Annotated in this window: 16 protein-coding genes; 5 read left to right on the forward strand and 11 right to left on the reverse strand. The window is 62.1% G+C overall.

Annotated features, from left to right (window positions below; translation table 11 throughout):
- Nucleotides 1-47 precede the first annotated feature (47 nt).
- Both CO667_RS16375 and CO667_RS16380 read right to left on the reverse strand, forming a co-directional pair.
- Nucleotides 48-803: an SURF1 family protein gene (locus CO667_RS16375; RefSeq protein WP_097619362.1), complete on the reverse strand. Its 756-nt coding sequence runs from the start codon at nt 801-803 to the stop codon at nt 48-50.
- Complete coding sequence (locus CO667_RS16380) at nt 796-1,176, reverse strand: DUF983 domain-containing protein (RefSeq protein WP_097619363.1); 381 nt, start codon at nt 1,174-1,176, stop codon at nt 796-798. Before CO667_RS16380 ends, CO667_RS16375 begins: the two co-directional genes overlap by 8 nt.
- A 236-nt stretch (nt 1,177-1,412) precedes the next feature.
- Here CO667_RS16380 and CO667_RS16385 point away from each other — a divergent pair, with 236 nt between their 5' ends.
- Entirely contained in the window at nt 1,413-2,054 is a 642-nt protein-coding gene (locus CO667_RS16385) for a chloramphenicol phosphotransferase (protein WP_097619364.1), read from the forward strand.
- 213 nt (nt 2,055-2,267) lie between these two features.
- Here the strand turns inward: CO667_RS16385 and CO667_RS16395 are convergent, their stop codons facing one another.
- From CO667_RS16395 to CO667_RS16425, 7 genes are all read right to left on the reverse strand, one after another.
- A complete protein-coding gene (locus tag CO667_RS16395) occupies nt 2,268-3,146 on the reverse strand; it encodes a cytochrome c oxidase subunit 3 (RefSeq protein ID WP_097619366.1) in 879 nt (292 codons plus the stop codon).
- 60 nt (nt 3,147-3,206) lie between these two features.
- Nucleotides 3,207-3,815, reverse strand: coding sequence for a cytochrome c oxidase assembly protein (locus CO667_RS16400; RefSeq protein WP_097619367.1), 609 nt, complete (start codon nt 3,813-3,815; stop codon nt 3,207-3,209).
- Nucleotides 3,812-3,952 carry a hypothetical protein gene (locus CO667_RS35425; RefSeq protein ID WP_028755765.1) on the reverse strand — a complete coding sequence of 47 codons (141 nt, stop codon included), beginning with the start codon at nt 3,950-3,952 and terminating at the stop codon, nt 3,812-3,814. The genes CO667_RS16400 and CO667_RS35425 overlap by 4 nt, the downstream gene beginning before the upstream one ends.
- On the reverse strand, nt 3,952-4,902 hold the full coding sequence (locus CO667_RS16410; protein WP_097619438.1) for a heme o synthase: 951 nt from the start codon (nt 4,900-4,902) through the stop codon (nt 3,952-3,954). The genes CO667_RS35425 and CO667_RS16410 overlap by 1 nt, the downstream gene beginning before the upstream one ends.
- Nucleotides 4,903-4,969: 67 nt before the next feature.
- Nucleotides 4,970-6,691, reverse strand: coding sequence for a cytochrome c oxidase subunit I (ctaD, locus tag CO667_RS16415; protein WP_097619368.1), 1,722 nt, complete (start codon nt 6,689-6,691; stop codon nt 4,970-4,972).
- 18 nt (nt 6,692-6,709) lie between these two features.
- The gene (coxB, locus tag CO667_RS16420) at nt 6,710-7,594 is read right to left on the reverse strand and encodes a cytochrome c oxidase subunit II (RefSeq protein WP_032983170.1); all 885 of its coding nucleotides are present in this window, start codon (nt 7,592-7,594) and stop codon (nt 6,710-6,712) included.
- Nucleotides 7,594-7,899 (reverse strand): hypothetical protein, encoded by a 306-nt coding sequence (locus CO667_RS16425; protein ID WP_143540721.1) that lies wholly within the window; start codon nt 7,897-7,899, stop codon nt 7,594-7,596. The genes coxB and CO667_RS16425 overlap by 1 nt, the downstream gene beginning before the upstream one ends.
- An 11-nt stretch (nt 7,900-7,910) precedes the next feature.
- Between CO667_RS16425 and CO667_RS16430 the strand changes: the two genes are divergently transcribed.
- From CO667_RS16430 to CO667_RS16440, 3 genes are all read left to right on the forward strand, one after another.
- Nucleotides 7,911-8,573 (forward strand): invasion associated locus B family protein, encoded by a 663-nt coding sequence (locus CO667_RS16430; RefSeq protein ID WP_179874161.1) that lies wholly within the window; start codon nt 7,911-7,913, stop codon nt 8,571-8,573.
- A 300-nt stretch (nt 8,574-8,873) separates the two neighbouring features.
- Nucleotides 8,874-10,289: a metalloprotease TldD gene (gene tldD, locus CO667_RS16435; protein WP_097619371.1), complete on the forward strand. Its 1,416-nt coding sequence runs from the start codon at nt 8,874-8,876 to the stop codon at nt 10,287-10,289.
- 17 nt (nt 10,290-10,306) lie between these two features.
- On the forward strand, nt 10,307-10,798 hold the full coding sequence (locus tag CO667_RS16440) for a GNAT family N-acetyltransferase (protein ID WP_097619372.1): 492 nt from the start codon (nt 10,307-10,309) through the stop codon (nt 10,796-10,798).
- 19 nt (nt 10,799-10,817) lie between these two features.
- Here CO667_RS16440 and CO667_RS16445 read toward each other — a convergent pair whose 3' ends face one another.
- Entirely contained in the window at nt 10,818-11,135 is a 318-nt protein-coding gene (locus tag CO667_RS16445) for a pyrophosphatase (protein ID WP_097619373.1), read from the reverse strand.
- 83 nt (nt 11,136-11,218) lie between these two features.
- Complete coding sequence (locus CO667_RS16450; RefSeq protein WP_097619374.1) at nt 11,219-12,502, reverse strand: D-alanyl-D-alanine carboxypeptidase family protein; 1,284 nt, start codon at nt 12,500-12,502, stop codon at nt 11,219-11,221.
- 218 nt (nt 12,503-12,720) lie between these two features.
- Here CO667_RS16450 and CO667_RS16455 point away from each other — a divergent pair, with 218 nt between their 5' ends.
- Nucleotides 12,721-13,758 (forward strand): polysaccharide deacetylase family protein, encoded by a 1,038-nt coding sequence (locus tag CO667_RS16455; RefSeq protein ID WP_097619375.1) that lies wholly within the window; start codon nt 12,721-12,723, stop codon nt 13,756-13,758.
- Nucleotides 13,759-13,794 lie beyond the last annotated feature (36 nt).

Raw genomic sequence — 13,794 nt, forward strand, 5'->3', positions numbered from 1 at the left:
GGGGCTAAGGGACCTCTAGCCCAATATGGCCAAGAATTGAAGCGATACTATTGCGGGGCTGCCTTGGTCCCCTTGCGGAACCAGGAGATCGCCACCACGACGACGAGCACGGCGGCAAGCCCGTACCAGGTGAAAGCATACTGCAGATGGTCGTTCGGCAGATCCACCTGGGTGACGCCGCCGATCGGCAGGCCGGCCGGATTGGGGGTGGAATCGGCATCGACGAAAAAGGGAATGACGCTCGCTTTCTCCAGCCCGACGCTCTCGGCCATGACGTCGAGATCCTTCCAGTAGAAGATGTTCTTGGCGACGTCGTTGTCGGGCACCACCCAGGAAGGCTTGCCGGGAAGCTTTTCGCGCGCGAGACCGGTGACGGTCTGCTGATCCGTCAGCTGGCCCTGCATGCGCATTTCCGGCTCCTTGTTGTCAAAGGGAACGAAGCCGCGATTGACGAAGAGTGCACGCCCGTCGGCAAGCTCCAACGGGGTATAGATGTAATAACCGGTCTGGCCGCGCCAGGTGGCGAAGAAGTGCCGCTCCTTGTTGTTGATGTAGCGGCCGGTGGCGGTGACCTTGCGGTATTCGATGTCGCCACTTGCAGCTGCCATCGCCTCGATCTCGGCCAGCGGCACAGGGGCTGCGACTTGCCGCGCGGCGATATCGGCAAGCAGGCCTTCCTTCCAGTGGAGGCGCTCCACCTGCCAGGTGCCGAGCGAAATCAGGATGGCAAGGGCGATCAGCACCAGGATGCCGGTGAAAACCGGCAGCCGGCGGCGCGGCGTTACTTGCTCTATTTCAGTCACTCAGGCGTCCTTCGCGGGCATTATGGCGATATTGCATGGCGATCAGGATGCCCTTGAACCAGCGCAGCGTCGCGAGCGACAGGATGATCGTCAGTGGAGCAAAGAGCAGGATATGCACCCAGATCGGCGGCCCGTAATTCACCTGCAGCCACAGCACCATGCCGATGACGATGAAGCCGACGATGAGGATGACGAAGACAGCCGGGCCGTCGCCGGAATCGGCGAAAGAATAATCGAGGCCGCAGGCGGCGCAGCGCGGCTTCAGGCCGAGCAGGCCATCGAACAGCTTATCCTCGCCGCAGCGCGGGCAGCAGCCCTTGATGCCTGTCTTGACCGGATCGACGGGGGGAAAATGGGCGCTGTCCTCGTTCATTCCATTCCTTCTGGCCATTCCTTCCGGCCTTGGCGGCCGCCGCTTTTTCGATGTTGCCTTAACTCTCCCATAAAGTATTCGCATCCCGAATGGAAATGCCTGCGCTTTTTCGTCACTGCATAAGTCCCTGAATCGGAATGGATTGAAGGAATTACGCAGCAAATCAGAGGGTTATGCGCGTCTCAAAAAGACGTGCGGCGCCGTGGTGATTCGCGCCAAACAGAAGAAGAAAACTGATGCACCATGACAGCCATGCCGGCCAGATCGTTATCCTCAACGGCGCTCCGAGAAGCGGCAAGACCACGATTGCCAAGATGATCCAGGCGCATTTCGACGGGCCGTGGATCAATCTCGGCGTCGACGCCTATAATGCCATGACACCGGAGCGCTACCTGCCCGGCATCGGCCTTCGCCCCGGCGGCGAGCGGCCGGAACTCGAGGAATTGGTGCCGTTCCTCTATGCCGCGCTCTACGAATCGATCGCCATCCATGCCGGCTTCGGCCTCAACGTCGTCGCCGATTTCGGCCATCACGACAGCTATTCCAAGCCGCTCGGCATTCTTGCCGACTGCGCGCGGCGGCTGGAGGGTTTTGCGGTGCTGTTCGTCGGCGTGCGCTGTCCGATCGAGACCATCATGAAACGCCGCGCAGTCGACGAGCCCGGCCGCGAGATGCGCTATCTCAAGGCGACCGACGAGATGCCGGTTCCCGAGCCGGTGCGGCGTTGGCAGGAGGAAGTCCACCGCCCCGGCCTCTACGACATGGAGGTCGATACGTCACAGCTGACGCCGCTCGAATGCGCCGAGGCCATCCGCCATCAGCTCGACCTCGGTATTCCCGAACCTTCGGCCTTCGAACGGATCGCCGAGGCGCGCTGAGGCGATAAGAGGCGGGCACAGATCCCTCAGACCGCTGACAAAGCCGGCCAATTCCTCTTCGTCATGCTCGGGCTTGTCCCGAGCATCTGCTGCCGGTTGATATGTAGCAGATCCTCGGCACAAGGCCGAGGATGACGTTGAGTTTGTAGAGAACGAGGTTTGCCAACAAAAAAGGCGGGCACCAAGCCCGCCTTTTCTCAAATCTCGTTCCGATCAGCCTGCGGCCAGCGGAGCGCCCCAGCCGCCCCAGACGTAGATGCAGAAGAACAGGAACAGCCAGACGACGTCGACGAAGTGCCAGTACCAGGCGGCCGCCTCGAAGCCGAAATGCTGCTTCGGGGTGAAGTCGCCGCGCAGCGCGCGCAGCAGGCAGACACCCAGGAAGATCGTGCCGACCAGGACGTGGAAACCGTGGAAGCCGGTCGCCATGAAGAAGGTCGCGCCGTAGATCGAATTCTTGAAGGCGAAGGGCGCGTGGGCATATTCATAAGCCTGCACGGAGGAGAACAGGATGCCGAGCAGCACCGTCAGCGTCAGGCCCTGGATCAGGCCCTTGCGGTCGTTGTGCAGCAGCGCATGGTGCGCCCAGGTGACCGTCGTGCCCGACAGCAGCAGGATGACGGTGTTGTAGATCGGCAGATGCCAGGGATCGAGAACCTCGATGCCCTTCGGCGGCCAGGTGCCGCCGGTGTAGAGCAGGCGCGAGGCCTGGATCGCTTCGTTCGGATAGAGGCTGGCGTCGAAATAGGCCCAGAACCAGGCGACGAAGAACATCACTTCGGAAGCGATGAACATGATCATGCCGTAGCGCAGATGCAGCGAGACGACGCGGGTGTGGGCGCCCTCATGGGCTTCCTTCACCGTATCGGCCCACCAGCCGTACATGACGTAGAGAACCAAGGCGAAGCCAATATAGAAGAGCCAGGGATTGGCGAGCTCGGCGCCGGCGACCTTGAACGAACCGCCGTTCAGGTAGCGCATATAGCAGACGCCGCCGATCGCCATGATGAAGGCGCCGAGCGAGGCGAGAATCGGCCATGGGCTCGGATCGATGATGTGATAGTCGTGATTCTTCTGATGAGCATCGGCCATGTAGCTATCCCCGGTGTCTTCCTTCACTCCGCTCCCGGCATAGCCGGAAACGAGCCTTGATCAAAGTTTCTTTTCAATCTTCTCCGCTCCACCCTCATTCGAAGCCAGAGGCTTCGGACCCTCTTTCGGGTAGAACGTATATGACAGCGTCACCGTGTGGATGTTCTTCGATTCCACCGCCTTGACGATGTCAGGATCGATGTAGAACACCACCGGCATGTCGAGCTTCTCGCCCGGCTTCAGGTCCGTTTCCGTAAAGCAGAAACATTGCACCTTGTTGAAATAGACGCCGGCTTCGCCCGGCGTGACGTTGAAAACCGCCTGGCCGCGCTGGGTCTCGTTCGAGCGATTCTCGGCAGTGAAATTCACCTGGATCGTTTCGCCGATCTTCGGATTGACCTCGCGCTCGACCGGCTTGAAGTCCCACTGCAGGCCCGGCGCGACATTGGCGTCGAAGGTGACGCGCATGGTGCGGTCGAGCACGACGCTCGACACCTGGTCGACGCGCTGGGTCGTGCCGTTATAACCGGTCACCTGGCAGAAGATGCGGTAGAGCGGCACGGCGGCATAGCTCATCGCGCCCATGCCGAAGACGAAGCTCAGGCACATCATGACGACGGCGCCGTTGTTGCGGCCCTGTTTCTTCGGTGCGGCGGCGTTGTCGCTCATCCGGCCATCCCCCCACCGATCTTCACGATGGTGATCGCGTAGAAGAGAATGACGAGGCCGGCGAGCACCAGCCCGAGAGCGACGTTGCGGTTGCGGCGCGACTTGCGCTGCGCTTCGGTGAGCTTGACCATTTCCATCAGAACCAACCTCCCGCATGCGAGACCAGCAGCGAGGCCAGCCGGTCGATCATCAAGGCGGAGAACACGGCGAAGAGATAGAAGATCGAAAAGGCGAAGAGCTTCTTGGCCGGGATCATCTTCAGATCGCCGTCGGGCATGCGCCAGACGGCGATGGAACAGTATATGAAGATCGCGCCGAGGGCCGCAGTGACGAGGCCATAACCCAGGCTCGCGAAACCGAGGAAGGACGGCAAGACCGCGCAGATGGCGGTCAGCACCGCATAGGCGACGATCTGATGTTTGGTCACCCGCTCGCCGGCGACATTCGGCAGCATCGGCACGCCGACGGCCTCGTAATCGCGCATCTTGAAGAGGGCCAGCGCCCAGAAATGCGCCGGCGTCCACAGGAAGATGATGAGGAAGAGAACGGTGCTCTCGATCGTCACGCTGTTGGTCACGCAAGCCCAGCCGATCATCGGCGGGAAGGCGCCGGCGGCACCGCCGATGACGATGTTCTGCGGCGTCGAGCGCTTCAGCCACATGGTGTAGACAACGGCGTAGAAGAAGATGGTGAAGGCGAGGATGCCGGCCGAGAGCCAGTTGACGGCCAGGCCGAGGATGACGACCGAGAAGCCTGACAGCACCAGGCCGAAGGCGAGCGCCTCCGACGGCGCGATGCGGCCGGCCGGGATCGGACGGTTGGCGGTGCGGCTCATGATCGCGTCGATATCGGCGTCATACCACATGTTCAACGCGCCGGAGGCGCCGGCGCCGACGGCGATACAGAGGATGGCGATCAGCCCGAGGACGGGATGGATGTGACCCGGCGCCAGCACCAGACCGGCAAAGGCAGTGAAGACCACGAGCGACATCACCCGTGGTTTCAGCAATTCGAAATAATCGCGCGCACTCGCTTCCGACAATTCGCCGTCCTTTGCAAGCACCTCGTGATTGTCGATGACCGTCATCATTCCGTCCTGAATGTCAAACTATCAGGACGCCGTATCGAATGCGGCGTCCTGATGATCCGCGCAATTACTTGATGCGCGGAAGCTGTTCCCACTGGTGGTAGGGCGGCGGCGAAGGCAGCTGCCATTCGAGCGTCGTTGCACCCTCACCCCACGGATTGTCGCCGGCAACGCGCTTCTTGGCGAAGGCTTCGAAGACGCCGTAGAGGAAGATCAGCACACCGAAGGCCGAGATGTAGGAGCCGATGGAGGACACATAGTTCCAGCCGGCAAAGGCATCCGGATAATCGATGTAGCGGCGCGGCATGCCGGCCAGACCGAGGAAGTGCTGCGGGAAGAACACCAGGTTGACGCCGATGAACATGATCCAGAAATGCAGCTTGCCGACCAGCTCGTTGTACATGTAGCCGGTCATCTTCGGGAACCAGTAGTACCAGCCGGCGAAGATCGCGAAGACGGCGCCGAGCGACAGAACGTAGTGGAAGTGGGCCACGACGTAATAGGTGTCATGCAGCGAGCGGTCGAGACCGGCATTGGCGAGCTGGACGCCGGTGACGCCGCCGACCGTGAACAGGAAGATGAAGCCGATCGCCCAGAGCATCGGCGTGCGGAACGAGATCGAGCCGCCCCACATCGTCGCGATCCAGGAGAAGATCTTCACACCTGTCGGAACGGCGATGACCATCGTCGCGAAGACGAAGTAGCGCTGCGCGTCGAGCGACAGGCCGACCGTGTACATGTGGTGGGCCCAGACGACGAAGCCGACGGCGCCGATCGCGACCATGGCGTAGGCCATGCCGAGGTAGCCGAAGATCGGCTTCTTCGAGAAGGTCGAGATGATGTGGCTGATCATGCCGAAGCCCGGCAGGATGAGGATGTATACTTCCGGGTGACCGAAGAACCAGAACAGATGCTGGTAGAGGATCGGGTCGCCGCCGCCTTCCGGAGAGAAGAAGGAGGTGCCGAAGTTGCGGTCGGTCAGCAGCATGGTGATGCCGCCTGCCAGAACCGGCAGCGACAGCAAGAGCAGGAAGGCGGTGATCAGCACCGACCAGGCAAACAGCGGCATCTTGTGCAGCGTCATGCCGGGCGCGCGCATGTTGAGGATGGTGGTGATGAAGTTGATCGCACCGAGGATCGACGAGGCGCCGGCAATGTGGAGCGCAAAGATCGCAAGGTCGACTGCCGGGCCCGGCGTGCCGCTCGTTGCCAGCGGCGGATACATCGTCCAGCCGCCGCCCGTGCCATAGGCGCCTGCCGGGCCTTCGACGAACATCGACAGCAGCAGCAGCGCGAAGGCGGGAACGATCAGCCAGAAAGAGATGTTGTTCAGGCGCGGGAAAGCCATGTCGGGCGCACCGATCATGATCGGCACCATCCAGTTGGCAAAACCGCCGATCATCGCCGGCATGACCATGAAGAAGATCATGATCAGCGCGTGCGCCGTGGTGAACATGTTGAACATCTGCTTGGCGCCGTCGATCGCGGCATCGCCTTCATAGCCGTAGACCATCGAGGCCAGGCCGTGGAAGATCTGGATGCCCGGCTCCTGCAGCTCCATGCGCATGGCAACCGACAGCGCGCCGCCGATGATGCCGGCAATGATCGCGAAGATCAGATAGAGCGTGCCGATGTCCTTATGGTTCGTCGAGAACAGCCAGCGATTGACAAAGCTCGGCTTGTGCCCATGATCGTGGTGATCGTCATGCGCGTGGTCGTGGTGGGCGTGATCACCGTGCGTGTGATCGTGATCATGAGAATGATCGTCGTGAGCGGAAGGTCCAGCCATTGTCCCGATCCCCTTTAATTACTGTGCTTCGGCAACGTCGAGGGTCTTTGCGGGACCATCGGTTGCGGCCATGAGTGTCTTGTAGGCGCCGGGCAGGTCGCTGGCGGCTGCGGTCAGCCACTGCTTGTACTTGTCCTCGGAGACGACGCGGATGGCGATCGGCATGAACGCATGGTCCTTGCCGCAGAGCTCGGAACACTGGCCATAGAACAGGCCCTCGCGCTCGGCCCTGAACCAGGTCTCGTTGAGACGGCCCGGCACGGCATCGATCTTGACGCCGAAAGACGGCATGGCGAAAGCGTGGATGACGTCGGTCGGCGCCGAGGTCACGAGAACGCGGACCGTCTTGTTGACAGGCAGGACCAGCTCGTTGTCGACGGCGAGAAGCCTCGGATAGATCGACTTGTCCTCCTTGCCGGCAGCGGCGCGATCCTGATCCTTCAGCAAGTAGGAATCGAAAGCCAGCGGGCTTTCGCCCGAACCTTCATATTCGTAGTTCCACTGCCACTGGGTGGCGGTCGCCTTGATCGTGACGTCGGGGTTTTCGGGCAGCGTCAGCTGCGCCGTCAGCAGGTTGAACGAGGGAATGGCGAGAAGGAGCAGCACGAGGACCGGCCCCACGGTCCAGGCAATCTCGATCAGCGTGTTATGGCTCGTCTTCGAGGGAACCGGGTTCGCGCTGGCGCGGAACTTGAAACAGACGACGATGAGCAGGACCAGAACGAAGAGCGTGATCGGAACGATAAACCACAGGGTATATTGTTCGAACCAATGAATTTCCCGCATGATCGGCGTTGCCGCCGGCTGCAGCGTCGCCTGCCACGGCATGGGCTGGTCGGCATATGTGCCGGAAGCAAAAAGCAGACAGACCAGCGTGGTCAGGGCTGCATAAGCCTTCTTCATCACCTTATTATCTCCCTCGAGCGCTTGACCTGCAAAATAGAACGCAGAATCCTTGCCATCTTCAGCGCTTCAAACCACAGTTTGGCATTTGCCGCAACAGGCCAGAGCAATTGTCTATGCGGCATTTTTGCTGAAAGCATAGGCAGGCGGGAACGGCAAAACATCCCAAGTTTTTCATCAGCATATGAAAAATCGGCTTTCCGGCCAATCCGCGCGCGACACATTATTTCGCAAAGGTCCAATTTCCGCCGCAGTCCCCCGGTTTTCACGGGGTGGGGCTTTTCATTTTTGGTGGGCAGCTTCAACAATAGCCGCAATGATTCGATATCCAGAGGTTTCCATGGGTTTCCGTTCCCTCGCGCAGTCGCTTCTCGTGACTGCCAGCATCGCGGCAGCAGCGACGACGCCCGTTTTCGCGCAACAACCCACGCCGTCACCGGCCAAGCCGCCGGCTGCCGCGCCGGCGCCTGCTCCTGCCCCGGCGCCGCAGCAGCCGAATGCCGCCAGCCCGAATATCCAGGTAACGCCCGGCCAGACCCAGCCGCAGGCGCCGGGCACGGTGAAATCCAATCACGGCGCATGGTCCGTCGTCTGCGACAAGCCGGCAGGCGCCGCGACCGAACAATGCGCGCTAATGCAGAATGTCATCGCCGAGGATCGCCCGGAAGTCGGGCTTTCTGTCGTCGTGTTGAAAACCGCCGACCGCAAGTCGAAGATTCTCCGCGTGCTGGCGCCGCTCGGCGTGCTGCTGCCGAACGGGCTCGGCCTCAATGTCGACGGCAAGGATATCGGCCGCGCCTATTTCGTCCGCTGCTTCGCCGACGGCTGCTATGCCGAGGTCGTGCTCGAGGACGAACTGCTCAAGACCTTCCGCAGCGGCGCCCAGGCAACCTTCATCGTCTTCCAGACGCCGGAGGAAGGCATCGGCATTCCTGTTGATCTCAAGGGCTTCGCTGAAGGTTTTGACGCTCTGCCGTGAGGCGGGCTGCGACGGCGTCGAGCGTAGAGTGCAACTACGCTCCCATTCCGTCACCCATCGCCGTCCTTACTCCAGAAGCTCAACCCATACTCCGTCATGCTCGGGCCTGTCCCGAGCATCTGCAGCCGGCTGATATGTAGCAGATCCTCGGCACAAGGCCGAGGATGACGGAGGGCGCGTTTTGCCGCTCCCATCCCTTTAAAAAAGAATTATTCGACGGCGGGGCTTCACTCCTTATTATGTGGAGCCCTATCTAGGGAGTAAGTGCATTCCTGAACGCATGCCCATTGGAGCCATACCATGACCACCGATCTCCTGACGCTTTTCGATGCCGACGAAGCGACGATGCGCAAGCATGTGGCCGAGGCGCTGTCCGGGGCCGATGACGGCGAGCTGTTCATCGAGCATGCGCAGGCGGAAGCGCTAAGCTTCGACAATGGCCGGCTGAAGGGCGGCAGCTTCAACACCGAGCAAGGGTTCGGCCTGCGCGCCGTGGCCGGCGAAGCGGTGGGTTATGCCCATGCCGGCGATCTCTCGGTGGCGGCGCTGAAGCGGGCGGCCGATGCCGTCGGCGCGGTGACGCGCGGCTATTCCGGCTCCTATGCCGCCGCACCGCAAGGCACCAACAAGAAATTCTACGGTGACCAGAACCCGATCGGCCAGCCGAGCTTCGAGGAGAAGGTCAAGGTTCTGCAGGACATCGACGCCTATCTCAGAGGCAAGAACGACAAGGTGCGGCAGGTGACGGCCTCGGTCGCCGCCAGCTGGCAGGTCGTCGATATCCTGCGTGCCGACGGACACCGCGTGCGCGATATCAGGCCGATGACGCGCATCAATATTTCGGTGATGGTCGGCGAAGGCGATCGCCAGGAGAGCGGCTCCTACGGCCACGGCGGGCGCATCGGCTTCGGCGATTTCGTCGCCGAAGGCAGCTGGCAATACGGCGCCGACGAGGCGCTGCGCCAGGCGCTCGTCAATCTCGAAGCGATCGACGCGCCAGCGGGCACGATGGATGTTGTGCTCGGCTCCGGCTGGCCGGGCGTGATGCTGCACGAGGCTGTGGGGCACGGGCTGGAAGGCGATTTCAACCGCAAGAAGACATCGGCCTTTTCAGGCCTTCTCGGCCAGATGGTCGCCGCGCCCGGCGTCACCGTCGTAGACGACGGCACGATCGACAACCGCCGCGGCTCGATCACCATCGACGACGAGGGCACGCCATCGGGCTATAATGTGCTGATCGAGAACGGCAAGCTCGTCGGCTACATGCAGGATCGGCAGAATGCCCGGCTGATGGGCATGGCGCCCACCGGCAATGGCCGCCGCCAGGGCTATGCGCATGTGCCGATGCCGCGCATGACCAACACCTATATGCTCGGCGGCGACAAGACGCCCGAGGAGATCATCGCCTCGGTGAAAAAGGGCATCTATGCCGTCTCCTTCGGCGGCGGCCAGGTCGACATCACCTCGGGCAAGTTCGTCTTCGGCTGCACCGAGGCCTATCTGATCGAGAACGGCAAGGTCGGGGCGCCGATCAAGGGCGCGATGCTGATCGGCAACGGCCCGGACGCAATGAAGCGGGTGTCGATGATCGGCAACGACATGAAGCTCGACACCGGCATCGGCAATTGCGGCAAGGCCGGCCAATGGGTTCCGGTCGGCGTCGGCCAGCCGCATCTGCGCATGGATCAGATCACCGTCGGCGGCACCCAGACCTGAGGCGAAAGGATTCTCTGATGGCGGACATCGAAATCAGACCCTTCGCATCAGACGATGCCGATGCCGTGCTGTCGGTGATCCTCCCGATCCAGCGCGAGGAATTCGGCATCGACATCACCGCGGATGCGCAGCCGGATCTCCGGGTCATCCCGGATTTCTATCAGTCCGGCAAAGGCCAGTTCTGGGTCGCCGTCAAGGACGGCGCCATCGTCGGCACGGTCGGGCTGAAGGACATCGGCAACAACCAGGCGGCGCTGCGCAAGATGTTCGTCTCAGCCGCGGTGCGCGGCCGCGAGCATGGTGTGGCGGCGCGGCTCCTCGATCGCCTGATCGCGCATGCCAGGGATACCGGCCTCACCGATATCTTCCTCGGCACAACGGACAAGTTCGTCGCCGCGCATCGTTTCTACGAAAAGAACGGCTTTAGCGAGATCGCCAAGAGCGCCCTGCCCCGCGCCTTCCCGCTGATGGCGGTGGACAGCAAATTCTACCGTTATAAGGTCGGCTGACTTTATCGGCCGACATGCATCAGCTCTTCGCCACCTCCGCGGGCCGAAACAGCCACTTGCGTTCGATCGCGGCGGCAAGGTCGAGATCATTGTGACGGGCAAACAGCAGAAGGTGGCCGAGAACGTCGGCGGTCTCGTCGGCGAGATCGCGCTGCATGTCTTCGGGCGTGCGGCCCTTCGCACGGCCGCGGCCGGTCAGCCGGTTCCAGGCCTGGGTCAGTTCACCCATTTCCTCCTGCAGCTTCAGCAGGAACCAGTCGGCATCGCGCTCGATGTTGTTGGCGGCGACATGGACAGAGGATGAGATTTCGAACTGGTCGGCAAGACGACGCAACATGGACGTTCTCCTTTTGTTTAGGGAGGAGACGCTGATTCCCGATGCTTGTCCAGAGTGAATTGCCGCAGTGGCGCGGGGGGCGATCAGCTGTGGTCCGGCAGCAGCATGCAGTCATAGGAGCGCTGCTTCAGCGCATCGCAGGCCGAGACGGCGGCATCCTTGCTGGCGAAGCCGACGAAGCGGGCGCGGTAGATCTTGTTGGCGCCCTGCCCGACCGCCTCGGTATAGGGTGAAGCGGAAACCAGCGGCGCGCCGCCTTCCGACTTCGCCTGGGCGAGAAGTGCACGCGCCGCATCGGCACTCGGTGCGGCCGAGATCTGGATCTGCCAGTCGCCATCGGCCTTTTTCGCCGCGGTTTTCGCTGTCTTGCCGGCGTTCAGGATTTCGTCCATCGCGACCGGGCGCTCCAGCGGCACGACGGCGTCGTCGGCATAGGCCAGGCTCTTGGCAGCGAGATCGTCGACTGGCCGCGGTGCGTTGAGCGGAACCGGTACATCGGAAGCCTCGGCAGCGGAGGCGACTTCGACAGTTTCCTTGGCGCCGACGCTCGCCACCAGCTTGGCGCCGCCGGAAGAGGAGGCGCGGCCGAGATAACGGTCGAGCAAACCAGCCATCTTGTCGTCGCGGCTGCGGGCGGTCCGGCCGCCGAGCACGACGCCGACCACGCGGCGGTTGCCGTCCCTGACGGCGCTGACGAGATTGAAGCCGGAGGCGTTGGTGTAACCGGTCTTGATGCCGTCCATGCCCTGATAGCGATACATGAGATTATTGTGGCCGCGCACGGTGCGGCCACGGAAATTGAAACTTGCCGCCGAAAACAGCCGGTATTCGTTCGGATAATTTTTCATCAGCGCGACGGCGAGCGTCGACATGTCACGCGCCGTCGTCACCTGACGGCCGTCCGGCAGGCCGGATGCGTTGACGAAGACGGTGCGGCTCATGCCGAGCTGGCGGGCTTTGGCCGTCATCATCCGGGCAAAACCGCTTTCCGAGCCGCCGAGCGTCTCGCCCATGGCGGAAGCGGCATCATTGGCGGATTTGATGATCATGCCATAGACCGCCTCGCGCACGGTGATCGTGCCGCCGGCCTTGACGCCAAGCTTGGTCGGCGGCCGCGAAGCGGCGTATTTCGACATCCTGATCGGCGTATCCCAGGCGATCTTGCCGCGTTTCAACGCCTCAAAGGTGAGATAAAGCGTCATCATCTTGGTCAGCGAGGCCGGATGGTTCAGCGTATCGGCGTTTTCAGCGGCGAGAACCTTGCCGGTGCGGGCATCGAGGATCAGGGAAGCGCTGCCGGCAAGGGCCGCAAGCGGCGCCGAAACGGCAAGCGTTACGGTCAAAACAGCCGCCAGAAGCTTTCTCATGCAGGTCCCCTTGATGCGCCAGGCTCGTCAGTCAGATCGGCATTTGTGCCGTAATGTGACAGAAGCCGCAAGTTTGGCGCGACTTTGAGGCAACGCCTATCATTTTTCTAGTCTTTTCATCGTCTTGGTTAATGCGACATGAAGCATCTGCGCCGAATCGGGATTCAGCAAGGCTTAAGTCACCCCTGCTAGTCTCCGGCAAAGGCAGGGGACGCGCCATGACGGGACAATTGAAGCGATTGGCAAAACGCGCAGCGATCGGCGCCGGGCTCGAGGTTTCCTGGCTGCTCGCGTCAGTCGGGCTGATGCGGCAGGCGCGCGGACGGGGCGTCGTCTTCACACTGCATCATGTCCGTCCGCACGTGCCTGAGGCTTTCGAGCCGAACGCGCATCTCGAAATCACGCCGCGCTTTCTCGATGCGGCGCTTAAGCGGCTGAAGCGGGAGGGTTATCGCTTCGTGCCACTCGATCAGGTGCCAGGGCTGCTGGCGGAGCCCGAGGGTGGAAAGCCGTTTGCCGCTTTCACGCTCGACGACGGCTACATCAACAATCTCGAGCATGCGCTGCCGGTGTTCGAGCGGCACCGGGCGCCGTTCACGGTATTCGTCGCCCAGGGTTTTGCCGAGGGCTCGCATAGCATCTGGTGGGAGACGCTCGCCGTCCTGTTGCGCCGGCAAAACGAAATCCACTTCGATTTCGGCCGCGGCAGCGAGCGGCTGGCGCTCGACAACCCGCAACAGCAATGGCACGCCTTCGACCGCTTCGCGTGGTATATCCACCGCTCCGACGAGGCGGGCGCCGTCGCCGCCATCGACAGGCTGGCGCGGGAAAACGGCATCGAGCCGACCGATATCACGCGCGAACTGGTGATGGGGCCCAGTCAATTACAATGGCTCGCCGGGCATCCGCTCGCATCGCTCGGCGCCCATACGATCAGCCATCGCGCGCTTGCCCGCCTGCCGGAAGCCGAGGCGCGGATAGAGATGCAGGTTTCGGCTGATTACGTCGAGGCGGCGACCGGCATCCGTCCCGAGACGATCGCCTATCCCTACGGCACACCCGAGGCTGCAACCGGCCGTGAGGCGAGGATTGCCCGCAATCTCGGCTTTACCCTAGCGGTCACCACTCAGCCCGGACTGCCGACGGCGCAGATGACCGGCTATCTCCCCCGCATGTCGCTCAACGGCTTCTACCAGAAGCGACGCTATGTTTCGGCGCTCGCCTCCGGCATTCCGCTGAAGCTGATGGGCCGCTGAAGCTGATGGGCCGCCGAAGCTGATGGGCCGGTAGAC

It is taken from the genome of Rhizobium sp. L43 (assembly GCF_002531725.1).
GTDB lineage: Bacteria > Pseudomonadota > Alphaproteobacteria > Rhizobiales > Rhizobiaceae > Rhizobium.